20 protein-coding genes are annotated in these 26,741 nt (G+C 54.7%); 4 read left to right on the top strand and 16 right to left on the bottom strand.

All coding sequences use genetic code 11. The features are described from left to right. Positions 1 to 97: 97 nt before the first annotated feature. From ACJJI7_RS08070 to ACJJI7_RS08020, 11 genes are all read right to left on the bottom strand, one after another. Complete coding sequence (locus ACJJI7_RS08070; RefSeq protein WP_353375736.1) at positions 98 to 1,420, bottom strand: adenylosuccinate synthase; 1,323 nt, start codon at positions 1,418 to 1,420, stop codon at positions 98 to 100. Between the two features lie 111 nt (positions 1,421 to 1,531). Next, positions 1,532 to 2,731, bottom strand: a complete 1,200-nt coding sequence (locus tag ACJJI7_RS08065; protein WP_026305107.1) for an ATP phosphoribosyltransferase regulatory subunit — start codon at positions 2,729 to 2,731, stop codon at positions 1,532 to 1,534. Positions 2,732 to 2,932: 201 nt separating this feature from the next. Continuing rightward, positions 2,933 to 3,805 carry a protease modulator HflC gene (gene hflC, locus ACJJI7_RS08060; RefSeq protein WP_020413620.1) on the bottom strand — a complete coding sequence of 291 codons (873 nt, stop codon included), beginning with the start codon at positions 3,803 to 3,805 and terminating at the stop codon, positions 2,933 to 2,935. Between the two features lie 11 nt (positions 3,806 to 3,816). After that, a complete protein-coding gene (hflK, locus tag ACJJI7_RS08055) occupies positions 3,817 to 4,959 on the bottom strand; it encodes an FtsH protease activity modulator HflK (protein WP_020413621.1) in 1,143 nt (380 codons plus the stop codon). Between the two features lie 164 nt (positions 4,960 to 5,123). After that, positions 5,124 to 6,455 (bottom strand): ribosome rescue GTPase HflX, encoded by a 1,332-nt coding sequence (gene hflX / locus ACJJI7_RS08050; RefSeq protein ID WP_020413622.1) that lies wholly within the window; start codon positions 6,453 to 6,455, stop codon positions 5,124 to 5,126. A gap of 131 nt (positions 6,456 to 6,586) precedes the next feature. Further along, positions 6,587 to 6,871: an RNA chaperone Hfq gene (gene hfq, locus ACJJI7_RS08045; protein ID WP_020413623.1), complete on the bottom strand. Its 285-nt coding sequence runs from the start codon at positions 6,869 to 6,871 to the stop codon at positions 6,587 to 6,589. Between the two features lie 190 nt (positions 6,872 to 7,061). Further along, positions 7,062 to 7,985, bottom strand: coding sequence for a tRNA (adenosine(37)-N6)-dimethylallyltransferase MiaA (gene miaA, locus ACJJI7_RS08040; RefSeq protein WP_040628948.1), 924 nt, complete (start codon positions 7,983 to 7,985; stop codon positions 7,062 to 7,064). A 70-nt stretch (positions 7,986 to 8,055) separates the two neighbouring features. Then, positions 8,056 to 9,939 carry a DNA mismatch repair endonuclease MutL gene (mutL, locus tag ACJJI7_RS08035; RefSeq protein ID WP_020413625.1) on the bottom strand — a complete coding sequence of 628 codons (1,884 nt, stop codon included), beginning with the start codon at positions 9,937 to 9,939 and terminating at the stop codon, positions 8,056 to 8,058. 55 nt (positions 9,940 to 9,994) lie between these two features. Then, positions 9,995 to 11,305 carry an N-acetylmuramoyl-L-alanine amidase gene (locus ACJJI7_RS08030; RefSeq protein ID WP_020413626.1) on the bottom strand — a complete coding sequence of 437 codons (1,311 nt, stop codon included), beginning with the start codon at positions 11,303 to 11,305 and terminating at the stop codon, positions 9,995 to 9,997. A 60-nt stretch (positions 11,306 to 11,365) separates the two neighbouring features. Then, positions 11,366 to 11,851, bottom strand: coding sequence for a tRNA (adenosine(37)-N6)-threonylcarbamoyltransferase complex ATPase subunit type 1 TsaE (gene tsaE / locus ACJJI7_RS08025; RefSeq protein ID WP_444902344.1), 486 nt, complete (start codon positions 11,849 to 11,851; stop codon positions 11,366 to 11,368). Positions 11,852 to 11,853: 2 nt separating this feature from the next. Beyond that, on the bottom strand, positions 11,854 to 13,335 hold the full coding sequence (locus ACJJI7_RS08020; protein WP_282951880.1) for an NAD(P)H-hydrate dehydratase: 1,482 nt from the start codon (positions 13,333 to 13,335) through the stop codon (positions 11,854 to 11,856). 135 nt (positions 13,336 to 13,470) lie between these two features. On the opposite strand from ACJJI7_RS08020, the gene queG reads away from it, so the two are divergent. Then, positions 13,471 to 14,577 carry a tRNA epoxyqueuosine(34) reductase QueG gene (gene queG, locus ACJJI7_RS08015; protein WP_444902345.1) on the top strand — a complete coding sequence of 369 codons (1,107 nt, stop codon included), beginning with the start codon at positions 13,471 to 13,473 and terminating at the stop codon, positions 14,575 to 14,577. Positions 14,578 to 14,612: 35 nt separating this feature from the next. Here queG and orn read toward each other — a convergent pair whose 3' ends face one another. Then, positions 14,613 to 15,152 carry an oligoribonuclease gene (orn, locus tag ACJJI7_RS08010; protein ID WP_020413630.1) on the bottom strand — a complete coding sequence of 180 codons (540 nt, stop codon included), beginning with the start codon at positions 15,150 to 15,152 and terminating at the stop codon, positions 14,613 to 14,615. Between the two features lie 86 nt (positions 15,153 to 15,238). On the opposite strand from orn, the gene rsgA reads away from it, so the two are divergent. The 3 genes from rsgA to asd are packed head-to-tail and all read left to right on the top strand — an operon-like array spanning position 15,239 to position 17,960. Then, on the top strand, positions 15,239 to 16,279 hold the full coding sequence (gene rsgA, locus ACJJI7_RS08005) for a small ribosomal subunit biogenesis GTPase RsgA (protein WP_282951882.1): 1,041 nt from the start codon (positions 15,239 to 15,241) through the stop codon (positions 16,277 to 16,279). Next, positions 16,276 to 17,070, top strand: a complete 795-nt coding sequence (locus ACJJI7_RS08000) for a sulfurtransferase (RefSeq protein WP_020413632.1) — start codon at positions 16,276 to 16,278, stop codon at positions 17,068 to 17,070. Before rsgA ends, ACJJI7_RS08000 begins: the two co-directional genes overlap by 4 nt. 26 nt (positions 17,071 to 17,096) lie before the next feature. Then, positions 17,097 to 17,960 carry an archaetidylserine decarboxylase gene (gene asd, locus ACJJI7_RS07995; protein WP_020413633.1) on the top strand — a complete coding sequence of 288 codons (864 nt, stop codon included), beginning with the start codon at positions 17,097 to 17,099 and terminating at the stop codon, positions 17,958 to 17,960. Between the two features lie 60 nt (positions 17,961 to 18,020). On the opposite strand, the gene ACJJI7_RS07990 is transcribed toward asd, so the two are convergent. From ACJJI7_RS07990 to gltB, 4 genes are all read right to left on the bottom strand, one after another. After that, complete coding sequence (locus ACJJI7_RS07990) at positions 18,021 to 19,373, bottom strand: cyclic di-GMP phosphodiesterase (protein ID WP_444902346.1); 1,353 nt, start codon at positions 19,371 to 19,373, stop codon at positions 18,021 to 18,023. Between the two features lie 173 nt (positions 19,374 to 19,546). Beyond that, positions 19,547 to 20,626 (bottom strand): uroporphyrinogen decarboxylase, encoded by a 1,080-nt coding sequence (gene hemE, locus ACJJI7_RS07985; RefSeq protein WP_020413635.1) that lies wholly within the window; start codon positions 20,624 to 20,626, stop codon positions 19,547 to 19,549. A 162-nt stretch (positions 20,627 to 20,788) separates the two neighbouring features. Beyond that, complete coding sequence (locus tag ACJJI7_RS07980) at positions 20,789 to 22,207, bottom strand: glutamate synthase small subunit GltD family protein (RefSeq protein ID WP_020413636.1); 1,419 nt, start codon at positions 22,205 to 22,207, stop codon at positions 20,789 to 20,791. Positions 22,208 to 22,227: 20 nt separating this feature from the next. Then, positions 22,228 to 26,676 (bottom strand): glutamate synthase large subunit, encoded by a 4,449-nt coding sequence (gene gltB, locus ACJJI7_RS07975; RefSeq protein ID WP_444902347.1) that lies wholly within the window; start codon positions 26,674 to 26,676, stop codon positions 22,228 to 22,230. Positions 26,677 to 26,741: the final 65 nt, after the last annotated feature.

Genomic DNA, 26,741 nt, shown 5'->3' with positions numbered 1-26,741 from the left:
TCGACCAATAACTTGAATCAGGTCTAATGATCAGAGGCCTCACCCAAAATAGCAAGGCCAGGATCAGACCAGGGGTTCACAACCGGACCATAACCACTTATTCGCTGGCGTTATGGATTCCCATTTCACACAGAGCGGAAGAAGCGCGAACAATGGTCTCATTTCTGTCAGGTCCGGTAGAAACAATATCTACAGGCGCACCAACCAGCTCTTCAATGCGGGCTATATAGGCCTTGGCATTGGCCGGCAGATCTGACTCACGGCGTGCACCTTCTGTGGTCTCTTCCCAGCCGGGCATGCTTTCATAAACTGGCTCAACTCCCTCCCAGCCGGCGGCATCGAAGGGCACCGGAACTTCTTCACCGGCACTATTGCGGTAACCAATGCAGATTTTCACTTCCTCGAGACCATCGAGCACATCCAACTTGGTCAAACACAGGCCCGAGATACTGTTGATACGAATTGCATGGCGTACCGCCACCGCATCAAACCAACCTGTGCGGCGCTGGCGGCCGGTAGTGGCACCAAACTCGTGGCCTTTCTCGCCCAGATGACGGCCCACTTCGCAGTCCAGTTCAGTTGGGAACGGGCCGCTACCAACACGGGTGGTGTAAGCCTTGGTAATACCCAGAACGTAATCGAGATAAAGTGGACCAAAGCCAGAACCTGTAGCGGTTCCACCTGCAGTGGTATTGGAGGAGGTTACATAGGGGTAAGTGCCGTGATCGATATCCAACAGCGAACCCTGAGCGCCTTCAAACAGAATATGTTCACCTTGTTCACGGGTCTTATGCAGGTGATCCGCAACGTCGGTAATCATCGGCATCAGCTGTTCACGCCAGATCTTCGCCTCCTCCAAAGTCTCTTCGTAACTCACCGGCGCCACTTGGTAATACTGGGTCAAAGCAAAGTTGTGGTAATCGATCAGCTCTTTGAGCTGGCTGCAGAAACTTTCCCAGTTACACAGGTCGCCGAGTCGCAAGCCACGGCGAGCCACCTTGTCCTCATAGGCAGGACCAATACCCCGGCCGGTGGTGCCAATCGCCTTGTCACCGCGGGCTTTTTCACGAGCCTGGTCCAGTGCCACATGCACTGGGAGGATCAGTGGACAAGCCGGCGACAGACGCAGGCGTTCACGCACAGGTACACCGCGCTCTTCCAGCGCCTTCATTTCCTTGAGCAACGCTTCAGGGGATAGCACCACGCCGTTGCCAATGAGGCAGGTTACGCTGGGGCGCAGGATACCGGAGGGAATCAGGTGCAGTACGGTTTTTTCACCATCGATCACTAGCGTGTGGCCGGCGTTGTGTCCGCCCTGAAAGCGCACTACCAGGGAGACCTGCTCTGTCAGCAAATCGACAATTTTGCCCTTGCCTTCATCACCCCACTGGGTTCCCAGCACTACTACGTTCTTGCCCATCTGTATAAATCTCTAACTCAGGTTTCTCTCGGCGGGTGCTTGGAGCCCCCGACATCAATGGATCTTGCGGTGAACACCGCACCTATACTGGCACTTCCACTGCGCCCGCCCTCAATCAGTCCCGCGGCTTTTTACTATCCAGGAACCACTTTCGAGCACCAGCTCGCGGTCGCAACGCGAGTGGAGATCACTGTCCGCGCCGTCGGACAAGGTAGCGATTACTACCTCTCCCTGCCTGCGCAACTCATCAACTGCATGCCAAAGTCCAACACCGTCCGGGCCACTGACTTCCGGCGCGAGAATGGCGCCACCCTTGGGCTCAGCTCTATTACCCAAGGTATTCAGGGCCACTAAATCACTACTAAAGCCAGTAGCCGGACGATCCCGTCCGAACACAGCACCTATACCGTTGTAACGCCCACCATTAGCAAGGGCTTGGCCATGGCCCGGACTATAGGCAGCAAAAACCAATCCGGTTTCATAGTCGTAACCACGCACTTCGCTCAAATCAAAAAACAGCTCTACCATCGGGTAGCGCTCTCCCAGCGCCTCGGCGACTTGGTACAAGTCGGATAGCGCTGCCAGGAGCGGCTCTGGAGCGCCGCTAAGCAACTCGCGGGCTCTCTCCAAGCAGTCCGAACCCCCGGCAAGGCCAGGTAGCGCTTGCAACCAGTTCGCTACCTGCGCATCTGCAACGTTTGCAGCGACCCAACTATGCACATCGGCACTCGCCTTGTTCTGTAGCAGCGCCGACAACTCATCCTGCTGAACCTCACCCAATCCTGCCGCCTCGGCAAGACTGCGGTAAATGGCAACATGGCCCAGGTCCAGGTAAATCTGTTCAATCCCAGCGACCTGCAGGCTCTCCAGCATCAGGGAGATCACCTCTATATCACCACTGAGGCTATCCACACCAAACAGCTCCGCACCAACCTGAATTGGAGCCCTCGAGCCCATAGCAGTACGCGGTCGGGTATAGAGAACATGACCCGCATAGCACAGGCGGTTAGCGCCTACGCGGGGAAAACTGTGCGCATCAATACGCGCGGTTTGCGGAGTGATATCAGCGCGAATACCGAGAGTGCGGCCGGAGATCTGATCAGTAACCTTGAAGGTACTCAGATCCACATCACGCCCCATCCCGATCAACAGGGATTCGGTGAATTCCAGCATTGGCGGTATTACCAACTCGTACCCCCAGCAGGAGTAGAGGTCCAGCAGTTGGCGGCGCAGGGTCTCAACCTGAATGGCATCCGCAGGCAAAATTTCCGCGATGCCATCCGGCAACATCCAGCGATCAGCTTGAGTCATGGTGAAACGGGTTTATCAGGGTTAATAAGGCGAGCCAGCAGCTTCCACAAAAAAACCGGGCTAGGCCCGGTTTGCGTGATTTTAGCATCAAGTGCTGCTGGGAAGGTAGGGCTATTGGGGGTATTGATGACGACAGATTGGATTCGCCGAAAACGGCGAGCTGAAATGAGTAATCAGCTGCCGTTTAACCCCTAATAAGGTTTATTGCCCTTTAGGATCCTTCAGATAGCGGAAAAATTCACTGTCCGGGTCCACCAATAGCATGTCCGATTTACTCTGGAAAGACTCTTTGTACGCCTGCAAGCTGCGGGTAAAGCGATAGAACTCGGGGTTCTTGTTGTAAGCCGAGGCATAAATAGCCGCAGCTTCTGCATCGCCGGCACCACGCAACTCCTCAGACTGGCGATAGGCCTCAGACTCAATAACCACTTTTTGGCGGTCGGCATTAGCGCGGATGCGCTCACTGGCTTCCTGGCCTTTAGCGCGGTGATCCCGTGCTTCCAGCTCACGTCCGGCGCGCATACGCTGGAACACTGATTCGGACACTTCCGGTGGCAGGTCAATACGCTTAACACGCACATCAATCACTTCCACACCGAGGTTTTTCTGCGCTACCTGATTCAGGTTTTTTGTGATCTCTGCCATCAGCTCATCGCGCTCACCACTGACCACTTCGTGCAGGTCTCGCACACCAAACTGGTTACGTAATCGGTCATTGATCTGCTCGGACAGCAGGCGAACAGCGTTGCGCTCATCACCACGGGTTGCGATGTAAAACTTGCTCACATCGGAGATACGGTACTTAGCATACGAGTCCACCATCATGAACTTGTTTTCGCTATTAAGCATACGCACCGGGCTGGAGTCCACAGTCTGGATACGCGCATCAAATTTGCGCAGTTTCTCTGCAAACGGGATTTTGAAATAAAGTCCCGGTTCGTTATAGGTGCGTATCAGTTCACCAAATCGCAGCAGTACGCCCTTTTCAGTTTCCTTCACCACAAAAGCGCTGGAAGATACCACCAGTATGCCAACCAGCAGTATGGCAATGATTCCCAAAGTCTTGTTGTTCATTCCATCACCTCCTAGCGGACAGACTGGCTGCGACGGCCATTGGCAGCATCCTGGCGCAAACGCTCGACAATGCGCTGGTAGACTTCCTCAATCACGATCGGTGAGGTGTCTTTGCGCTGTACCGCCTTGCTGGTGCTTTCCTGGGCCAACTTGTCCAATGGCAAATACATCATGTTATTGCCACCTTCGACATCCACCATCACTTTCGAGGTGCTGGACATCACCTCCTGGACCGCATCCAGGTAGAGACGCTCGCGGGTCACTTCCGGGGCACGCTCATATTCAGCCAGCAATTTCTCGAAGCGAACCGCCTCACCGCGGGCACTCTCCACTACGCGGGCCTTATAGCCTTCTGCCTCTTCAATAATCCGCTGGGCCTGACCACGGGCCACCGGAATCACCTGGTTTGCATAGGCCTGGGCTTCATTCTGCAAACGTACCTCGTCTTCACGAGCCTTGGTAACATCGTCAAACGCATCCTGAACTTCGCGCGGCGCCTTGGCATCAGTCAGGTTAACCACATCGACACGAATTCCCGTCTGGTAAAGATCGAGGTACTCCTGAAGACGCTGTTGGGTATCTGTGGATACCTGGGTACGGTTTTGAGAGATAACGCCGTTTAAGGTCAAGGAGCCGACCACATGGCGCAGGGCACTGTCCGTGGCCTCTTGCAGGCTCTTCACAGGATCGCGCACACGCAGAACAAAGGATTCCGCATCACCAACCTGCCATTGCACGGTCAATACGACTTCAACGATATTGGCGTCTTCCGTCAGCATCTGACCTGTCGTACGCTCAGTACGCACCTCGGTCATATTGACCTTAGTGACACTATCAATCAGGGGCGGATTCCAGTGCAATCCCGCAGATTCTGTAGAGTGGTACTTACCCAGGCGTAATACTACTGCCTGTTCATTGGCGTTCACCTGATAGATTCCCAGGCCCGCATAGATTAATACGGCGACACCAATCACCAGCATCCAAGGAAAGTTGCCTGTACCAGTACTGGGGCTACCGCCTCCAAACAGACCACCTAACTTTTGCTGGACTTTACGAAATAGTTCATCAAGGTCCGGCGGTCCATCATTATTGCGATTGCCACCGCCACCACCCCACGGGTCTTTATCTTTACCACCCGGCTCATTCCAGGCCATCTAACTTACTCCAACTCTGATCATTTAAGCTTTGTCTCCGGCGGATTCTAGCATCCCCCGCCGGCAAAATATTGCCGCCAGGACTCAACTGGTGGCAAGTTTGTCGCAACCGTAGTTGCGCAGAAACCTTTCTCTATAGCACCAACACTATGACACCAGGAGCGCTAATATTCTGCCTCTCCATTGTCCTCCCCCTCACATTCTTGTGGTAACCACTCGGGGCCCTCACCATCGACGGTAAACTGGGCCAGCAGGCGCTGGAAGTCGCTACGCGGCAACAGCAGCTCTAATTCACAGTCGCCATTATCGCGATACACCTCACTTTGGATTGCGTTAACCTGGTAAAGCTGCGCTCGCAGTCGGGACTGTTGAGGTTTTACCACCAACAGACCACGCACCATCTGTTCTCCCAAGCGTTCAGCAATAGCCTCTATCAGAAGCTCACATCCTGCTCCAGTAGCTGCGGATAGCCATACCGCGCGCGGTATACCATCCTCATCACGATCGATACGGGGCTCACAATCGGCCAGGAGGTCAATTTTGTTATACACCAACAGCTGTGGCAGGTCCGCTGCGCCAATTTCTTCGAGAACATTCTGCACCTCCTCTATCAGATGCAGACGGTCTTCTGCCGAGGCATCTACCACATGCAGTAACAGGGTTGCCTGAGCAGCCTCCTCTAGCGTGGCACGAAATGCCTCGACCAGTTTATGAGGCAAATGGGAGACAAAACCAACCGTGTCAGCCAATACCATGGCGCCAACATTGGGTAATTCAACCCGGCGCATGGTCGGGTCCAGCGTAGCGAACAGCTGGTCACGCACATAAACTTCTGCATCGGTGAGGCGATTAAACAGAGTGGACTTGCCGGCATTGGTATAACCCACCAAGGATACCGTGGCCACATCCGCACGGGAGCGCGCGCGCCGGCCCTGCTCCCGCTGTCGCCTGACTTTCTCCAGGCGCTTTTCGATAGAATCAATCCTCGCACGCAACAAGCGGCGGTCAGTTTCCAGCTGCGTTTCACCTGGTCCACGCAGGCCAATACCACCCTTCTGGCGCTCCAAGTGAGTCCAACCGCGCACAAGCCGGGTAGCCATATGGCGTAGCTGTGCCAACTCTACCTGTAACTTACCCTCATGAGTACGTGCGCGCTGGGCAAAAATGTCCAGGATCAGTCCTGTACGGTCTAGCACCCGACATTTCAACTCACGCTCAATATTGCGCTCCTGACTAGGAGAAAGAATGTGATCAAAGATCACAAGCTCCGCGCCCTGCTCTTTTACCACCTGGCGAATTTCTTCCAGCTTACCGCGCCCGACAAAAGTTTTCGGGTCCGGCGTTGCGCGCTGGCCAAAAATAAAACTGACCGGATCTGCTCCGGCAGAGAGGGCCAACTCCTCAAATTCACGAGGGTCTTCGGGACTGTCGATTGCGGAGAGTTCTAGGTGAACCAGCACCGCCAGCTCACCGGATTCCGGTCGATCGAAAAACAATGGGAAATCTCTATATGCGGAAGTGGACAGCAATCCACCTTCCAGACTGAAGTGGCAGTGGGCAAGTCATTCAGGGCTCACCCGCTGCAGGCACCCCTCGTAAAGAGGCGCTGGTCAAAATAGGTGGCTTATCAGCTAAAGGATTCGCGCTCTCCGCCCTCACCGTTACCTTCACCACCGTGTTGTGCCGCCGGATTCAGCAAGGGCACACGCACAGCTCGGGACGGAACAACAGTGGAAATAGCGTGCTTATAGACCATTTGGCTAACGGTGTTTTTTAGTAACACCACAAACTGGTCGAAAGATTCAATTTGCCCTTGGAGCTTGATGCCGTTTACCAGATAGATAGAAACCGGGATACGCTCTTTGCGCAGTACGTTGAGGTAAGGGTCTTGTAAGCTATGCCCTTTTGACATCTTTTTTCTCCTTGTCAAAAAGCTGAATGCGGTATGCAGGCCGCAATCGCATCCGCGAAGAGCGCGGATCAAAGAACGACTGAGGTTGAATACGCGTGTAAGTAGTGTAGTAGTAAGCCGGAAAAGGCCGGCCCTTTGAAAACTGACTGAATGAGCTTGTCGTTTATTAGCCCAACCACGTTATGGATGCTCAGGCGAGAAATTTCAAGGCTTCCGCCAATATTTCGTCATTCTCACGCACCCTGCCATCGGCATCCTGAGTATACAAAGTTTGCAGGTCTGGCCAGCGTCGCAACCAAGTCAGCTGTCGCTTGGCCAGCTGACGTGTAGCCGCAACACCCGCCGCAACCATTTCATCATAATCACAGCGGCCATCCAGGTAATGCCAAACTTGACGATAACCCACAGCGCGAATCGCCGGGAGGTCCTCGTGCAAATCATCCCGAGCACGTAGCCCACGCACCTCATCGACAAACCCGGCTTCAAGCATCCTCTTAAAGCGCAATTCAATACGCTGGTGCAGCAACAACCTATCCCTCGGCATAATCGCCAACTGGCTCAGCTGGTAGCGTTTCTGTACCCCACTACCGGCCTGCTCGCGACGCAACTGGGACATGGGCACTCCGGTGAGACGGTAAACCTCCAGCCCTCTCTCGATTCGTACCGAGTGATTCGGATGTAACTCCGCCGCCAAATCCGGATCCACTTCAGCCAACTCTGCGTGCAGGGCTGGCCAACCTTCTTGTTCAGCACGAGCCTCAATTTCTGCACGCAATTGTGCATCGGCTTCAGGTAGTTTTGCCATACCTTCCAGGAGAGCACGGAAATACAACATAGTTCCGCCTACCAGAAGAGGGATCTTACCTGCTGCACTGATTTCGTCCATAGCTTCCAGGGCATCTTTTCGAAATCGACCTGCGGAATAGGATTCACTGGTATCACAAATATCGATTAGGCGATGAGGATAGCGCACTAACTCTTCCTGGGATGGTTTTGCGGAACCCAGATCCAGACCTCGATACACCAAAGCAGAATCCACACTGATCAACTCCACCGGCAGATTGTCCGCCAGCGCCATTGCCAGATCCGTCTTGCCCGATGCCGTGGGGCCCATCAGGAAAATTGCGCGGGGTTTGTCACCCAAAATGCGCTTGTTCAAATCACCACCTACTTCCAGTTCACGGCTACTGACCGCGCATAAACCACTTATCCATATCTGCCAGTTTAACCTGGGTCCAGGTGGGGCGGCCGTGATTGCACTGGCCGCTACGCTCGGTGCGCTCCATATCCCGTAACAGGGCATTCATTTCAGGCACCGTCAGACGGCGATTGGCACGCACTGAACCGTGGCAGGCCATGGTGCCAAGCACTTCGTTAATGCGCTCACCGATACGTTCACTATCACCCTGCCCCAATAAATCGGAAAGGACATCACGCACCAACTGCTCCACCTCCGCGCCATGCAACATGGTAGGCACTTGGCGCACCAGCAGGGTCTCAGGACCGGCGCGCTGTAATACAAAGCCAAGAGACGTAAAGACTTCACTGCGCTCCTCGAAGCAATCCGCTTCGCGCTGGCTTACTGCAAGACTCACCGGCACCAGTAACGGCTGGGCCTGGATACCCCCGGCAGCGTGAGCGACCTTCATCTGCTCGTAAACAATACGCTCATGGGCGGCATGCATATCCACCACAACCATGCCCTGCTCGTTCTGCGCGAGAATGTAAATCCCGTGCAACTGGGCAATAGCAAAACCCAGAGGTGGCGCCTCTTCTCCAGAACTTACTTCCCCCCCCAGAGGTGCCGGTGCCACCGCTGCCATACTGCCAGATTCAGCCCCCCTAGTTACAAGCTCAGCCACCGCTCCACTCCCTTGATAGGGTTGGTGCAAAGTACCGTAGGCCTTCATCTGCTGCTGCAGGTTTCCAGGAGAAGGTTTATTGCTCAGCGGCATCTTCTGCTGTCCGGCAAACTCCCCGGCCTGGATACCAGTAACTCTGTCTGCACTCGCAACTTCTGTATCCTCAGCCGCCTCCTCTACGGCCTCTTCACGCTGTCCTGGTCGCACATCAGCCAGGGCCCGGTGCAAACTGCCAAACAGGAAATCATGCACCAAACGGCCATCGCGAAAGCGCACCTCGTGCTTGGTTGGGTGCACGTTAACATCCACTGATGCGGGGTCCAGTTCCAAGTAGAGTACAAATGCAGGATGGCGACCGTGATAGAGCACATCGGCAAAAGCACGGCGCACCGCATGGCTCACTACCTTGTCGCGAATTGCACGGCCATTGACATAGAAAAACTGCAAGTCGGCCTGGGAGCGTGAGAATGCAGGCTCAGCCACCCAACCCCAGAGACGCAGACCATTTCGTTCCACATCAATATGCAGGGCATTTTGCATAAAAGCCGGGCCGCAAACCTGGGCAACACGGCGTTCCATTTCAACACGGCCACTGCCTGCTCGCAGGTTATGCACTCCTTTGCCGTTATGGCGCAAACTGATGGAGACATCAAAACGGGACAGGGCCAAGCGCTTAATGGTGTCATCAATGCGGTTAAATTCAGTCTTCTCGGTACGCAGGAATTTGCGTCTCGCAGGGGTATTAAAAAATAGATCACGCACATCCACGGTGGTACCGCGAGGGTGGGCAGCCGGGGATAGCTGCGCCTGCATATCACGCCCTTCTGCACTCACCTGCCAACCCTTGCCACTCTCATCACGGCTGCTGGTCAGCGCCAAGCGCGCTACTGAGGAAATACTGGCGAGAGCCTCACCGCGAAAACCAAGGGTCGCTACAGCCTCGAGGTCTTCCAACACATGAATCTTTGAAGTAGCGTGGCGGGCCAGAGCCATAGGCAGGTCTTCGCGTTCGATACCTTTACCGTTATCGCGCACTTTCATACGTTTGATACCGCCGCTATCGACATCCACCTCCAAACGCGTGGCACCTGCATCGAGACTGTTTTCCAGCAGCTCCTTGATAACTGAAGCCGGGCGCTCTACCACCTCGCCAGCGGCGATTTGGTTGGCAAGGCGGGGCGATAATTGCTGGATACGTTCGTGCATGACACTGGCCTGTTAACGCTTATTTGACCGGCCTGAAAGGCTATGGAATTCGATCTTACCCCGAGGGAATACTCAGGGTTTGACCCACGCGAATCACTGAGTTTTTAATGCCGTTAGCCCTCATTAGGGCTGTAACAGAGACATTATACCGCGCAGCTATCCCGGATAGTGTCTCACCTCGGGCAATTATATGACGCCGCGACTTGGTGCCCTGGTTAGCTGCTAGCCAAGTGCCTGCCGGTGGACGACGGCTGAAGTAGCCCACTATACCTTCGCTGAGTTTTTCTGCCATGCGCTGCTGGAATTTAGGGTCACTCAAGCGTCGAGACTCATAGGGATTAGTGATAAAACCTGTTTCTACGAGGATTGAAGGTACATCGGGATTACGTAGCTCTGAGAAATTTGCCTGCTCCACTTTCTTTTTGTGCAAATGGGTAAAACTACCCAGGGAGCTCAGTACGCTGGCACCAACGTCAAGACTCGCATTCATAGTCGCAGTCATCGACAGGTCCAATAACACCCCGGCAAGAGTATCATCCTTGTCATCCAGACTCAGGTCTCCCGCTCCCCCAATTAAATCAGACTCATTTTCTCGCTGGGCCAAGAAGCGAGCCGTCTCACTGGTCGCTCCTCGAGAGGAAACTGCGTAGACACCAGCACCACGAGCCTCTTTACGGGTAAAGGCATCGGCGTGAATCGAGACATATAAATCAGCGCGCATTTTGCGCCCTTTTTTCACTCGCTGTCTCAGGGGGATAAAATAATCACCTGTTCTTACCAATTTCGCGCTAAACCCCCGCTCTCGATCGAGTTCCCGCTGAAGTTTGCGCGCGATCGCCAGCACTACATCCTTCTCCCGCAGACCTCCAGGACCTAGAGCCCCCGGATCCTCGCCCCCGTGACCAGCATTTACAGCAATAACGATATCTCGTTCACTACTTACTTGTAGTAGAGTTTTTTCTTGGTTTTCAACTTTGTCGTAAAGATCGATTACCAGTCGATCTGGTAATTTCTCGTGGCGACGCAGGGCAAAACTACGTGGATTGATCTGCTGTTTGAGATCGAGCACCACACGCAGATCTTTCTTGTTGTGGCGCGCGTGACGTACCTGAGCAATAGGGGTGTCTTTTAAATCCAGTGCATCCAACTGAGCTTTCAATTTGGTATCAGTAATATCCACCACTACCCGGTGTGGTCCACTCAGGGTAAAGAGCTTGTGCTCCGCCGGCCCACTCAAATCAAAAACCAGGCGTGTGTGATCCGGCGCACGCCACAGGCGTACACCTTCCACTTCTGCCGCCTTTAACGGCACTACTATCACCAGCCCAAAAATCAGGGCCAAAAGTGACCGCCACATCAAACTCATTACATCTCAGTCCTTTCGCTTATTGTTATTCACACACCCTCGAATTAAGGTCTGCCGATACTATTGCAGCAATTTTTCCAGCGTATCGAGCACTACTGTGCCCTGTTTGGAGTGAGCAATCAGCAATAACTGTCTTCCGCTATCTGGCACCTCCAGGTCCAATTGCAAATCCGGCTCCGGTAAAACACCAGCACCGCGCTCCGGCCACTCCACCAGACTCAGACTGTGGGCAGCGAAATAATCCCGCACCCCCATAAACTCCAGCTCCTCGGCGTCACCCAGCCGGTATAGATCAAAGTGATAAACCCGTTGCGTACCCAGCTCATAGGGCTCCACCAACGTATAGGTGGGACTCTTTACTGCGCCGTCATGACCAAAAGCCCTTAACACGCCACGGCAAAAAGTGGTTTTCCCAGCACCCAACTGGCCATTCAGATACAGGGTCAGTCCATGCTGCAGGCCACTGGCCAGGCATGCGCGCCCCAGCGCCTCTCCACTGGCGACTGTTGCTTCTTCGTCCGCCAAATGTATTTTGAGTTCACTCACTATCAATCTACCAACCGTCGAATCCAAGGCAATAAATCGGTGGCCAACAAACCTCGCTGGCCATCCTCAGCAGCGCGATTACCGGCTTCTCCATGCAGCCAAACTGCCAGACGGGCCGCTTCAACCAGGGGCAGGTGCTGCCCGATCAGTGCAGCGACGATACCGGTAAGCAGATCGCCCATACCACCAGAGGCCATACCCGGATTACCGCTATTTATCAGATCTACACCACCATCGTGGGCAATCAGGGTACCTGCGCCCTTAAGTATCACCACACCACTGAACTTCTCCTGAACTGCGGCAGCTGCTTCACGGGGATCGACCAGTACATCGGCAGTGTCACAACCGAGCAGGCGTGCCGCCTCTCCCACATGGGGCGTCAGTACCCAATCATTCCGTTTCACGCCGGCCAATACCCGCCCTTCGGACAGGATATTTAACCCATCCGCATCCACCACTAATGGCACCTCTGCTCGCCCCGCGCGGGCTAACAGCTGTTCGCTCCAGGGCGAGCGCCCGAGGCCGGGACCAACAGCTATAACACTGGGGCCGTCCAGCAGTGGCTCCAGCTCCTGGCCGGAAATTACCGGATAAGCCATAACTTCAGGGCAACGAGTCAAAGCTGCAGAGAGGTGCTCAGGGCGAGTCGCCAGAGAAATCAGACCGGCTCCAGCCCGCGCGCTGGACTGAGCAGCCATAAGTGCAGCACCGCCAAAGCCGCTATCGCCTCCAACGATCAGAATATGGCCAAACTGGTTTTTAAAGCTGTCCGCAGCACGCACTGGCAAGCGTTTAATACCCTCCGCCGTGTAGCGGTGCACTGAGACATCAACATCACAGTAGGCCTGCGCTGGCGCGCCCAGATCCTCGAACTGGACCTCACCGCATAGCGCCGGGCCTCGACCACAATAGAGGCCGAGTTTGCGCCCGATAAAAGTCACCGTCATATCCGCATGTACAGCGAGGTCAGCGGTTCCCGTATCGGCGCTTAGACCGGACGGGATATCCACAGCCAATATCGGCCCAGGACTCTTCTTAATTCTCTCCACCGCATGGGCGACATCCTCGCGCAAAGCCCCACTAAACCCAGTACCAAGCAGGGCATCCACGATCAGGGTATTGCCATCGGCATTGTCCAACTCTGCTAAGGAAGTCAACACCTGTACGCCTTCTCGAAGGGCATATTCACAGGCTTCTCGCGCATCACCTTTCAGCTTGCCCGGCTCAGTACAGGCATAAACCGTAACCGGGATCTTTTTCTGCGCAGCCAGGGCCGCAATCACATAGCCATCCCCACCGTTATTACCACCGCCACAAAAGACCTGTATTCGGCCAATATCGGGCCACTGTGCCTGCAAATGCTTGAAGGCCGCGCGGCCGGCGCGTTTCATTAATTGAATAGAGGGAATTTCCAGCGCAGCTATGGTTTGTCGGTCGAGTTCCCGTACCGATTCGGCACTGTACAGAGATTGAGGCGTGTCCATGCGGCTCCCGCAATGTGGTCAAGAATTCATCTGTGGCAAAATAGGCGATTGCATCGCTGTCAGTTGCTCTGTCAGCAGAGTATACCGCCCCGGCCAATCAATGTGCTTGCCTGGGATATCGAGCCGCTTTTACCTATGACCGATTCACTGCTCGCAGAATTAGCCAACCTGATTAAAACCTGGGGGCGGGAGCTGGGCTTCCAGCAAGTTGGCATTACTGATTGCCAGCTGGAGGAGGATGGCGAGCGCCTACGCGCATGGATTGATGCCGGTTACAGCGCAGATATGGAATGGATGGGTGCTCATGGGGAAAAGCGCTGGCGCCCAGCACTCCTGGAGGAAGGTACTATCCGCGCCATCAGTGTGCGTCTCGACTACCTTCCACCGGATACCCAACCCATCAAAATACTGAAAGACTCCAGTAAAGCCTATGTCTCACGTTATGCCAACGGGCGCGATTACCACAAGCTGATTCGCAAACGCCTGGCTAACCTGGCCAAGAAAATTGATGCTTTTTGTGCCGAGCACGGGATCGAATCCAAAGGGCGTGCATTTACCGATAGCGCCCCGGTATTGGAAAGGGCATTAGCTCGCAAAGCCGGACTCGGCTGGGTGGGCAAGAACTGCCTACTGATTAACTCTAAAGCCGGCTCGTTCTTTTTCCTCGGAGAAATCTATATCAACCTACCGCTACCTATCGACGAAGGTGACTTCGTCGATGAGTGCGGCGACTGCGTGGCCTGTCTCCGGGTATGCCCAACCGATGCCTTTATCGGTCCTCGAACCCTGGATGCGGGCCGCTGTATCTCCTACCTGACCATCGAAAATAAAGGGCCGATACCCGAAGAATTTCGCGAGCCCATCGGAAACCGTGTATTTGGCTGCGATGACTGCCAGACGATCTGCCCCTGGAACAAATTCGCCAAACCCACCGCCGAACAGGATTTCCACCCACGCCACGGACTGGATAACGGCGAGCTGTTGGCACTATTCAACTGGAGCGAAGAGGAGTTTCTGCGCAAAACTGAAGGCTCCCCCATTCGCCGTATTGGTTACGAACGCTGGCAACGCAATCTGGCGGTTGCCCTCGGCAATGGCGAACCCGTCGATAGAGTCCTGGACACCCTGGAACAAGCGCGGCAAACCGCCACGCCATTAGTGCTTGAACATATTGACTGGGCCCTGGCACGCCTGCGTGGTGGCCGAAAGCGCAAGCGCAAGATCAAGCGCGCTCCCACCTAGGCCGCGCAGCGACACGCAAAGCTAAGGGGCAAGAATTAGAGACGAAAAAAAGTCTCGCGGTAATGGCGCAGCTCTCCGATCGAATCGCGGATATCATCAAGAGCCAGGTGGTTACTGTGCTTCTTTACCCCTTCCAGCACTTCCGGGCGCCAGCGCCTGGCCAGCTCCTTCACCGAACTCACATCCAGGTTGCGATAGTGGAAGTAGGATTCCAACTGCGGCATATATTTGACTAAAAAGCGGCGGTCTTGGCCAATAGAGTTACCACACATAGGGGACGCACCCTCCGGTACCCAGTGGCGCAAGAATTCAATAGTTTCACGCTCCGCTTCTCGCTCGGATATGGTCGACTCCTTCACCCGTGCTACCAGACCAGAACCACCGTGTTGTTCAGTGTTCCAATCATCCATTGCATTCAACAGAGCATCACTCTGATGAATTACCATTGCAGGGCCTTCAGCGAGAACATTTAGGCGCGAATCGGTCACAATGGTAGCAATCTCGATAATGCGCTCTTTCTCTGGATCGAGGCCGGTCATCTCCAGATCGATCCAGATCAGGTTGTTCTGATCCACAGGGGGTCTCCTCAAACTTTCCGCGCAAGTTACCGTAACTACCCGGCAATAGCTATAATCCGCCGCTGATCCCCAGGTACCAATGCATGAGTAAACGCAAATTGAACCGGCGCCAGCAATGGCGTATCGCCAAAATCCAGCAGGAACGCGAGGCCCGCGCGCGCAAGCGCGAGCAGTCGGCGGAACAAGCGATGGATGAAGGTCAGCTGGCCCAGGAACAGACCGGCCTGGTGATCGCCAATTATGGCACCCAGATATTGGTAGAGAGTGAAAGTGATTCCTCCCTGCGCCAGCGCTGCCACCTGCGCGCCAATATTGAGACATTGGTTACCGGCGATCATGTTGCCTGGCGCCCGGCCACGAGTGACAGCGATGGTGGGTATGGTGTGGTCGGTGCACGCCTACCCCGTACATCGGAATTACAGCGACCAGATCGCTACGGCGATTTAAAAACCGTCGCCGCCAATATCGATCGTATTGTCATCGTTATAGCACCCTATCCCGAGCCCTTCGCCAATGCTATCGATCGCTACCTGGTAGCGGCAGAAACCACCGGCATTCCACCTATTTTATTGCTCAACAAAATCGACCTGATCAACGACAGTAACCGCGAAGCACTGGATGAGTTGCTGGCCCCTTACCCAGACCTGGGTTATCCGGTACTAAAACTCTCCACGAAAACCGGTGAGGGCTTACCCCAATTACTGGAAACCCTGGCCCTGGGCAGCAGTGTTTTTGTAGGACAATCCGGCGTGGGAAAATCATCATTGGTGAACGCACTGCTCCCAAGTGCCGGCGCACGTACTGGTGCGCTTTCACAAGCCACCTTGAAAGGCACGCACACCACTACTGCGGCGGAACTGTTTCACCTGCCAAGTGGCGGCGATTTGATAGACTCCCCTGGCATCCGTGAATTTGGCCTCTGGCATATGGAGGAAACTGCGCTGCTGGAAGGTTTTGTAGAGTTCCGCCCCTTTATCGGCCACTGTCGCTTTAGGGACTGCCGTCACCAGGGTGAACCCGGTTGCGCCATCCACAAAGCACTGTCCAGTGGCGACATCACCGAACGCCGCATGAACAGTTTCTTACACCTGCGCAACAGCCTGGAATCGGAGAATAAATTTTGAACCTGATTATCGAAGCGGAAGATCTCGCTGCCGAACTAGAGCGTGAGGAGCTGCTAATTGTCGACCTCAGCTCCAACCAAAACTATTTGAGCGGCCATATTCCCGGCGCCTTGCACCTGCCTTTCCAGGCTTTGATGGCCGGTACCCCTCCAGCGCCCGGTAAATTGCCAGACCTGGAACAATTGACCCGAATATTCCGCGCAATTGGCTTGCGCCCAGAAACCCATGTCGTCGCCTGCGACGATGAAGGAGGCGGCTGGGCTGGACGCTTTCTGTGGACCCTGGAGATGATAGGCCACCATAACTACAGCTATCTGAATGGTGGTATGCACGCCTGGCGCAGTGCTGGCCTGCCTCTCTCCACTGACGAATCACAAGCCAACCCCAGCGATATCGAAATATCCATCGATTCAACCCCGTCCATTGACGCCGAACAAATCCAGGCACAACTAGGCAACCCGGATTTCATTATTTGGGATGCGCGCTCACCGCAGGAATATTCTGGTGAACGGGTATTAGCCATGAAAGGTGGCCATATTCCCGGAGCTATCAACTGCGAGTGGACCCAGCTAATGGATCCTCAGCGCGACTTGCGTATCCGCACCGATGCACGGGAATTTCTTGCCAAGCTGGGAATTGACGACAAGCACAAAATCGTTACCCATTGCCAAAGCCATCACCGCTCTGGCTTCACCTGGCTGGTGGGTAAATCCCTGGGCTTTGATATACACGCCTATCCCGGTTCCTGGAGCGAGTGGGGTAACCTGCCCGATACACCGGTAGAACAGTAAGAATCATCAAGAAACGTTGTAATTCTATGAATCCAAAACTCTTTGCCACACTGCAGTACCTGACCCCACAGCATGCCTTTTCACGTGCTGCCGGCTGGCTGGCGAACACACAGATCAAATCGATCAAAGATCCCTTCACCCGCTGGTTTGTGGATAAGTACGGTGTCAATATGCAGGAGGCAAAGGAGACCGACTGTACCGCCTATCGCACCTTTAACGATTTTTTCACCCGCGAACTAAAAGAAGGCGTACGCCCAATCGTCAGCGGTGAGCACAGCCTTGCTTGCCCGGCGGATGGTGCCATCAGTCAGCTGGGAGGCATTCACAACGGCCGCATATTCCAGGCTAAGGGGCACGATTACAGCCTGCTCGAACTTGTGGGCGGTGATCCGGAGCTGGCAGCACAGTTTAACGACGGCCATTTCGCCACAGTTTATCTGTCGCCCAAGGATTACCACCGTGTGCATATGCCTATGGCCGGCACCTTGCGCAGCATGATCTATGTGCCGGGCCAACTCTTTTCAGTCAACACAGTGACAGCGGAAAATGTTCCTCGCCTGTTCGCCCGCAATGAGCGGCTGGTGTGTGTATTCGATACTGCGGCAGGCCCCATGGCTATGATTCTTGTCGGCGCTATGATCGTTGCCGGTATCGAAACCGTATGGGCAGGCCAGGTAACCCCACACAAGCGCGATGTGCGTAGCACCAATTATCTAGACACCGCACCAATCCACCTGAAAAAGGGCGAAGAGATGGGCCGCTTTAAACTGGGATCCACCGTTATTATGTTGTTCGGCAAGGAGCAAGTGCGCTGGCTGGACTCATTGGATGCGGAAACCACCGTACGAATGGGTGAGCACTTCGGAAACCTTATCGCTGAGAATGACTGAACTTGAGAGGGGCGGCATAAACCGCCCATCGTGGATAGTCTGGGTAGTGAGTAGCAGCAGTTATTTCGCCAGGCGGGAAATCAAACGGGATAGCTGCCCATTACCTTTAAATAAATAAGTATCCCGCACCGCAGCAGTATCCACCTGGGGGTAAGCGCCGGGCTCGATATCACGCAAAATACTCACTTGCGCCTGAGCACTCATCTTTCCTCGCTCAATCAGCTTCTTCGCACGATCCTCAGTCTCAGCCAGGTCGAGAAGGCGAGGTTTATTCAATTGGCGCTTGTTCTCATCCAGTACAATCATCACCTTCGGCCTAAGGCGACGATCGTAAGTTTGCTCCACTACCACGCCCACTTCACCATTGGAAAGCTCCACCTGGGTACCCGTTGGGTAAAGGCCTATCGCCTGAATAAACTCCACTACCAGCTGCTCCTGGTAGGCGATACCTCGCAAGTCATACAGGCCCGCCACGGCACGAGATGGAGCTATAGGTTCGCTAACACCACGGGGGTTAGTTGCTTCATCGTAAAAGGTCACAATCCCGCACATACGCGCTAACACGGGAATCTTGTCACCCCGCAGGCCTTTCGGATAACCACTTCCATCGTGACGTTCGCGGTGGCAGCGAACAATATTAATTACTTGTGGGTCCATCTGTACATCGGCAGCAAGCATATTCGCACTGTGCAGCACAAACTTTCGATACTCCAGCTCACTGCGTGGATCTCGTTGCTTCATCTGCAACACTTCCGCAGGGATAGCCAATTTACCGACATCCTTTAGAAGAGTCGCCACCCCCAGCTGTAATAGTTCACGTCGCCCTAAACCGATATGGCGGCCAAACAGTACTGCCCAGATACTCGCCCTCACCGAGTGGCTATAGGTATGCTCATCTTTATCCCGCACCCGAGCCAGCCAGGCGAAAGCATCGGGGCTGCGCAACACACTATCCACAAGGTCTTCCACCACCCGGTTGACCTGTTGTACCGGTAGCGGCCGGTTGCTCGCCACTAACCCCATCACCTGCCCCATGCCCTGCAATATCTGCCCATGCAGTTTGCGTGCATTACTGGCTTCGCGCCGGGCAGGCTGTGGCGGAGGGTATGCTTTGTGAGAAATTGCCACTGGACGACAGGGGACAGTAACGCGGGGGGTGCGACCTTCACCAACTATACCAGCACCGCTGCCACCGACCAGGCGGCGTAGGGTCGCACCAGCACTACCAACGGTCTTGTGAACATCTACATAGACAAAGCGGCAGCATTTTTGCAGCTGCCGTATTTCCTCCAGGTCGCGGATATAAAAGCCCTGCAGCGCAAAAGGTGTTCGTGTCCAGGGCCTGTCCAGCCTGGAAACAAACATGCCGCGCTGTAGGTCACCGACGGAGATTTTTGCCTGTTCGATTGCCACTTGGAGAGGTGCCGACCACTGAGATAATTTTCTGAAAGCCGCCCAATGCCAAGGAGCAGGGTGCCTAACTCGGAACCCTCTGGGCAGGCGCACATTTATATCACGGAGAGATATTGGCGAGCACCCGCCCAAAGTGAGACTGCATTCACAGACTCAGACACTAGTTACCACCATTAAGCGTGATACTTCGCAGAAAGCTCTACTACCGCCTCAATCATGGCACCGGCATGGGCGGGATCGACCTTTGGAGTAATTCCGTGACCGAGGTTAAATACATGGCCACTACCATGACCGAATGCCTGCAGGATAGTTTCCACTTCCTGGCGGATACGCTCGGGGCTGGCATAGAGGACTGAGGGATCAAGGTTACCCTGTAGGGCAACTCGTTCACCGACACGGGCACGGGCACTGCCAATATCTGTAGTCCAATCCAGGCCCAATGCATCGGCACCAGTTTCCGCCATCGCCTCCAACCACTGCCCACCGCCTTTGGTGAACAGGATGGCGGGCACACGACGGCCATCGACCTCCTTAATCAAGCCGCCCAGGATACGCGCCATATACTGCAAGGAGAACTCGCGGTAGGCACTGTGGCTCAGCGCTCCACCCCAGGTATCAAAGATCTGCACAGCTTGGGCACCGGCACGTATCTGCGCATTCAGGTAGTCGGTTACAGAATCGGCCAATACTGATAGCAGCTGGTGCATCAACTCAGGACGGTTATAGAGCATTTCTTTGCAGCGAGCGAAATCTTTGCTGGAGCCACCCTCAATCATATAGGTGGCCAGAGTCCAAGGACTACCGGAAAAACCGATCAGTGGTACACGCCCATTCAGCTCTCGGCGAATGGTGGACACGGCATTCATCACATAATCCAGGTCCCGCTCGCTGTTAACCACTTCCAGTGACTCAATATCTGCCGCAGTGCGCAGAGGCTTGTGGAATTTCGGGCCTTCGCCCTCAGAAAAATAGAGGCCCAGCCCCATGGCATCGGGGATAGTAAGGATATCGGAAAATAGGATTGCCGCATCCAGAGGGTAGCGCTCCAAAGGTTGCAGTGTCACCTCGCAAGCCAGCTCGGTGTTGCGGCACAGGTCCATAAAACTACCAGCTTCGGCACGGCTGGCACGATACTCTGGCAGATAGCGACCCGCCTGGCGCATCATCCACACTGGTGTTCGATCCACAGGCTGGCGTAGCAGGGCGCGAAGGAAACGATCGTTTTTCAATTCGGGCGATTTAATATCAGACATAAGCACACCGAGCGGGCTAAAAAAGCGGCCATTGTACAGGGGGCGGGGCCACTATAAATAGAGTGGCAAAAATATAGCGGTGCGCAGCCTTGAGCTGATAGGGAAGATCAACAAAGAAAAGTATGGAGAGGGGTGTCACCCTCTCCTATCCTGCGAGGTCCATCAGATATCCAGGTAGTCGAGGATACCCTCACCGGCCTGACGCCCCTCCCAAATAGCGGTAACCACCAAATCGGAGCCGCGCACCATATCACCGCCAGCGAAGACCTTCTCATTTGAAGTCTGAAACTTGTACTTCTGCTTTTCCGGAGCGACAACGCCACCCCAATCGGCGACTGCAATATTGTGTTCAGTAAACCACTCCGCGGGGCTCGGGCGGAAGCCGAAGGCAACCAATACAATATCGGCGGGGATCACTTCCTCCGATTCAGGCACAACTTGTGGGCGACGGCGGCCATTCTCATCTGGCTCACCCAATTTCGTTGTCACCACCTTAACTCCAGAGACCTTGCCGTCACCGACAATTTCCACCGGCTGGCGGTTAAATAGGAATTGCACCCCCTCCTCTTTGGCATTGGCCACTTCTCTGCGGGAGCCGGGCATATTTTGTTCGTCGCGGCGGTAGGCGCAGGTGACGCTCTTGGCACCTAGGCGAATGGAGCTGCGATTACAGTCCATAGCGGTATCACCACCACCGAGTACCACCACACGCTTACCCTCCACAGGAACAAATTCCGAGGGGTCTTTCTCCCACCCCATATTGCGGTTCACATTGGCCACCAGAAATGGCAGGGCATCGTGAACCCCAGGGAGGTCTTCACCAGGGAAGCCGCCCTTCATATAGTTGTAGGTACCCATTCCAAGGAATACCGCATCGTAATCGCTGAGCAGTTGCTCGAAGGTGATGTCCTTGCCCACTTCGGTATTGAGGCAAAACTCCACCCCCATCTCCACAAAAACCTCGCGACGCTTCTGCATCACTGACTTTTCCAGCTTGAACTCTGGGATACCGAAAGTAATTAAGCCGCCGATCTCCGGGTGCTTGTCGAATACTACCGGCTGCACACCATTGCGCACGAGAATATCGGCGCAGCCCAGGCCCGCGGGGCCGGCACCAACAATCGCAACCTTCTTGCCCGTTTTTTCCACATGACTCAGATCCGGCCGCCAGCCCAGCGCAAAAGCTGTATCGGTAATATACTTTTCCGCATTCCCGATAGTTACGGCACCAAAACCATCATTAAGGGTGCAGGCACCTTCACACAGGCGATCTTGTGGGCAAACGCGGCCACAGACTTCTGGCAACGTATTAGTTTCATGGCAAAGCTCTGCCGCCTCAATCACATTCCCCTCGCTGATTAGCTTCAGCCAGTTGGGAATATAGTTGTGCACCGGACACTTCCATTCACAGTAGGGATTGCCACAGTCCAGGCAACGGTGCGCTTGGCTAGCTACCTGATTCTCACTGAAGGGCTGGTAGATTTCTACAAACTCATTAGTGCGAGTAATGACGTCCTTCTTTGGCGGATCGATGCGGGATACGTCGATAAACTGGAAATCGTTATTCAGTCTGTCTTTCATATTGTTTCTCCACCCCAGCCTTATTCGCCGCGCTTGCGCACGTCAGAGAGTAGATCCGCAAGGCTCGCCGCCTTGGGTTTTACCAGCCAGAAACGACTCAGGTAGTCATCAAAGTTATCCAGTAGCTCCGCGCCCCAGGCGCTACCGGTTTCGGCGGCATACTCTTCTATCACCTCGCGCAGGTGGCTCTGATGCGGCTCAAGAATTTCACTGCTAATACGGCGTAACTCAATCAACTCATGGTTGCAACGGTCGAAGAAATCCCGTTCCAGGTCGAGCACATAGGCAAAGCCACCGGTCATACCGGCACCAAAGTTAAAGCCGGTGCGACCCAGTACTGCAACCATGCCACCGGTCATATATTCACAGCAATGATCGCCAGCTCCCTCTACCACGGCAAAAGCACCAGAGTTACGCACGGCAAAACGCTCCCCAGCGCGGCCTGCAGCAAATAGCTTGCCCCCGGTAGCGCCATACAGACAGGTATTGCCGACGATACTGGTCTCCTCGGAGGCGAAGGTACTGTTTTCAGGTGGTCGTATCACCAGCTTGCCACCGGCCATACCTTTGCCGACGTAATCATTAGCATCCCCTTCCAGATACATCTCCAAGCCACCTGCATTCCAAACACCGAACGACTGCCCTGCCACCCCTTTAAGCTGTAGCTTGATCGGTGCTTCTACCATGCCCTGATTACCATGACGCTTGGCGATCTCACCGGACAGCCTTGCCCCCAGGGAGCGGTCGCAGTTGGTTATGTCATAGCTGAACTCGCCACCAGCAAGTTTCTCAATGGAAGGCAAAATCTCTTCCACCATTCGCTCGGCCAGTTCGCCCTTGTCCCAGGGCTCATTCCTGGCAGACTGGCAGGTTTGCGGTTTGCTATCGAGCAGTTCATCGGTATGTAACAGTGGAGAAAGATCGAGCTTCTTCTGTTTGTCGGTCTCTCCTTCCAACACACGCAACAGATCCACGCGGCCAACCAGTTCTTCCAGGCTGCGCACTCCCAACCGCGCCATCCATTCCCGGGTCTCTTCGGCAACGAAGCGGAAGAAGTTCATCGCCATCTCAGCAGTGCCGATATAGTGCTCATCACGCAGATTCTTACGCTGGGTAGCAATGCCGGTAGCACAGTTATTCAGGTGACAAATACGCAGGTACTTACAGCCAATGGCCACCATAGGTGCGGTACCAAAGCCAAAGCTCTCGGCTCCCAGGATGGCTGCTTTGATCACATCGAGACCGCTCTTTAAACCACCGTCAGTTTGCACCCGCACTTTGTCGCGCAAATCATTCGCGCGAAGGGTCTGATGGGTTTCAGCTAAGCCCAGCTCCCATGGAGATCCCGCGTAACGGATAGAAGTTATAGGGCTAGCCGCAGTGCCGCCGTCGTAGCCAGAGATGGTAATCAGATCCGCATAAGCCTTGGCCACACCTGCAGCGATGGTGCCAACGCCCGGGCGCGAAACCAGTTTCACCGACACTAACGCGTCCGGATTGACCTGCTTTAGATCGAAAATCAGCTGGGCAAGATCCTCGATGGAATAGATATCGTGGTGAGGTGGCGGAGAAATTAGCGTCACACCGGGCACAGAATAACGCAGGCGTGCGATCAGGCCATTCACCTTACCGCCGGGCAACTGACCTCCTTCACCGGGCTTGGCACCCTGGGCCACCTTGATCTGCAATACTTCGGCATTCACCAGATAGTGCGGTGTCACCCCGAAGCGACCGGAGGCGATCTGTTTGATCTTGGAGACTTTATCAGTGCCAAAGCGTGCCGGGTCTTCACCACCCTCACCACTATTGGAACGGCCGCCCAGCCGGTTCATTGCCTGGGCCAGTGATTCATGAGCCTCGGGCGACAGGGCCCCCAGAGACATAGCGGCAGAATCAAAGCGGCGCACAATTGCCGCAACTGGCTCCACCTCTTCCAGAGGTACTGACTCAATATTTTCTTTGAATCCGAGCATATCCCGCAGGGTTGCTACCGGACGCTGATTTACCAATTCCGCATAATCACGCCAAGCGGAATAGTCCCCAGTACTGGCAGCGCGGCGCAGCGCGGTCACAACATCTGGATTAAAAGTGTGGTACTCCTGACCGTGCACGTATTTGTGCAGCCCTCCGGGAGAGACCGGCTTGCGCGCCTTCCAGGCAATACTGGCACGCGATGCCATATCCGACTCCAGTTCAGCAAAACCGGCACCTTCGATACGGGTTGGCGCACCGGGGAAACACAGATCCACGACTTCTCTGGAGAGCCCCACCAGTTCGAACAGAAGGGCGCCGCGATACGAGGCCACCGTGGAAATTCCCATTTTCGATAGGATTTTCAGCAAACCCTTGATAATGCCATTGCGATAATTCTTCTGCGCTTCTGCGGCATCCAGCAGCAATTCACCGGTATCGATCAGATGATTGATAATGCTGTAAGAGAAATAGGGGTGCACAGCTGTGGCGCCAACACCTACCAGACAAGCCAGCTGGTGTGGATCTCTAGCACTGGCAGTGTCCACCACCACATTGGAATCACAACGTAGGCCCGCATGCACCAAGTGGTGGTGTACTGCACCGGTGGCGAGCAACGCATCAATAGGCAGCTGACCTTCGCGAATATCGCGGTCAGAGAGCACAACAATAACTGTACCGGCTCGGACAGAGGCCTCAACCCGTGCGCACAGTCTCTCAATTGCAACCTTCAGGCCCAGCTCCGCCGGGTCGTAATTCAGGTCGAATATTTCCGCATCAAAGCCAGGGCGATCCAGGGATAGCAATGCGGTGTATTTCATGTGGGACAGAACCGGGGAAGACAGTATCACCCGGTCTGCATGTGCTGGTGTCTCTTCAAATACAGATTTCTCACGCCCCAGGCAAGTCTCCAGGGACATCACCACAGTTTCGCGCAACGGATCTATCGGCGGATTTGTAACCTGGGCAAACTGCTGGCGAAAGTAATCGTAAAGGGAGCGGTTGTAGCGGGATAAAACCGCCATCGGCGTATCGTCCCCCATGGAACCAACCGCTTCCTGGCCGGCTTCCGCCATCGGGCGCACTACCTTATCGCGCTCCTCCAGAGAAGAGCTGAACAGTTTTTGGTAAACCTTGAACTGCTGATGGGAGAAATTGTTGTCTACAGGGGCGGTAACCAGTTTTGAGCGAATGCGTCGCGCCTTCTCTTTCAACCAGCGCTTATAGGGCTGGGCGCGCTTGAGCATATTGTCGATATCAGCAGTGTGGAACAGCTTGCCCTCCAGAGTATCCACAGAAAGCATCTGACCTGGCCCCAGGCGCCCCTTGGCCACCACATCTTCAGGCGCGTAATCGTAAACCCCAATCTCTGAGGCCACGGTAATAATATCGTCTTTGGTAATCACCCACCTGGATGGGCGCAGACCATTGCGGTCGAGTGTACATACGGCATAGCGGCCATCCGTCATTACCAGGCCGGCAGGTCCATCCCAGGGCTCCATATGCATGGAAATATATTCGTAGAAGGCGCGCAGATCTGCGTCCATGCCCTCAACATTTTGCCACGCAGGGGGTACCAGCATGCGCAGTGCACGGTGTAACTCCATCCCGCCAGCAAGCAGCATTTCCAGCATGTTATCCAGACTGGAAGAGTCGGAGCCCTCACGGTTTACCAGAGGGGTCAGCTCATTCAGCTCCGGGATCAACTCAGTAACAAACTTGTTGGTACGCGCTACCGACCAGTTGCGGTTGCCGGTAATGGTATTGATCTCGCCATTGTGCGCCAACATCCTAAAAGGCTGCGCCAATGGCCAGCGCGGCATGGTATTAGTAGAAAAGCGCTGGTGAAACACACAAATTGCAGTTTCCAGGCGCGGATCGGCTAACTCTGGAAAAAACTTTGGCAGGTCTGCCGGGATCATCAAGCCCTTGTAGGAGAGGACACTGGTTGAGAGGCTGGCAATATATACATCACTACTCAGCTGCTGCTCGGCCTTGCGCCGTGCAACATATAAACGCGCATTGAAACGGGCCTCTCCCAGAGGCGCCTCGGAATCATTGATCAGCAGTTGCTCGAAGCGAGGCTGGCAGTCATGGGCAATAGGCCCTAGACACTCTGGATTGGTTGGCACGGTGCGCCAGCCGACGACTTGCAAGGTCTGGGCTTCCAGCTCTTTCTCTATTGTTCGGCGGGCGTTTTGGGCTTCGCCTTCATCGAGGGGCAACATTACCGAACCTACCGCATAGACGTCCGTCAGTTCAGCATTAAGTAGGTCGCGGGCTTCGCCGCGCAGAAATGCATCAGGCTTCTGTAACAGGAGGCCACAGCCATCGCCGGTTTTTCCATCGGCAGCGATACCACCGCGGTGGGTCATGCAGGTAAGGGACTCTATGGCTGTCTGCACTAATTTGTGGCTCGCCACACCATGCAAATGAGCGATCAGACCAAAACCACAGTTGTCTTTGAACTCATCCAACTGATACAGACTGCTACCCATAGAATTCCTCGTCACTATCGATTGGGGGACCACAGGTAATTCCAAAGCTCTACCTGTTATGGGCA

It is taken from the genome of Microbulbifer variabilis (genome assembly GCF_056232115.1).
The sequence above is the reverse complement of the archived record's forward strand: the minus strand, read 5'-3'. Positions and strand labels throughout refer to the sequence as shown.

Excerpts from the sequence above, each read along its gene's own strand:
- ACJJI7_RS08065 (WP_026305107.1), bottom strand. The coding sequence starts at position 2,731 with ATGACTCAAGCTGATCGCTGGATGTTGCCGGATGGCATCGCGGAAATT.
- rsgA (WP_282951882.1), top strand. The coding sequence starts at position 15,239 with ATGAGTAAACGCAAATTGAACCGGCGCCAGCAATGGCGTATCGCCAAA.
- hemE (WP_020413635.1), bottom strand. The coding sequence starts at position 20,626 with ATGTCTGATATTAAATCGCCCGAATTGAAAAACGATCGTTTCCTTCGC.
- asd (WP_020413633.1), top strand. The coding sequence starts at position 17,097 with ATGAATCCAAAACTCTTTGCCACACTGCAGTACCTGACCCCACAGCAT.
- hflK (WP_020413621.1), bottom strand. The coding sequence starts at position 4,959 with ATGGCCTGGAATGAGCCGGGTGGTAAAGATAAAGACCCGTGGGGTGGT.
- hfq (WP_020413623.1), bottom strand. The coding sequence starts at position 6,871 with ATGTCAAAAGGGCATAGCTTACAAGACCCTTACCTCAACGTACTGCGC.
- ACJJI7_RS08030 (WP_020413626.1), bottom strand. The coding sequence starts at position 11,305 with ATGAGTTTGATGTGGCGGTCACTTTTGGCCCTGATTTTTGGGCTGGTG.
- gltB (WP_444902347.1), bottom strand. The coding sequence starts at position 26,676 with ATGGGTAGCAGTCTGTATCAGTTGGATGAGTTCAAAGACAACTGTGGT.
- hflC (WP_020413620.1), bottom strand. The coding sequence starts at position 3,805 with ATGAACAACAAGACTTTGGGAATCATTGCCATACTGCTGGTTGGCATA.
- ACJJI7_RS07980 (WP_020413636.1), bottom strand. The coding sequence starts at position 22,207 with ATGAAAGACAGACTGAATAACGATTTCCAGTTTATCGACGTATCCCGC.
- queG (WP_444902345.1), top strand. The coding sequence starts at position 13,471 with ATGACCGATTCACTGCTCGCAGAATTAGCCAACCTGATTAAAACCTGG.
- mutL (WP_020413625.1), bottom strand. The coding sequence starts at position 9,939 with ATGCACGAACGTATCCAGCAATTATCGCCCCGCCTTGCCAACCAAATC.
- miaA (WP_040628948.1), bottom strand. The coding sequence starts at position 7,985 with ATGGGCCCCACGGCATCGGGCAAGACGGATCTGGCAATGGCGCTGGCG.
- ACJJI7_RS08020 (WP_282951880.1), bottom strand. The coding sequence starts at position 13,335 with ATGGACACGCCTCAATCTCTGTACAGTGCCGAATCGGTACGGGAACTC.
- ACJJI7_RS08070 (WP_353375736.1), bottom strand. The coding sequence starts at position 1,420 with ATGGGCAAGAACGTAGTAGTGCTGGGAACCCAGTGGGGTGATGAAGGC.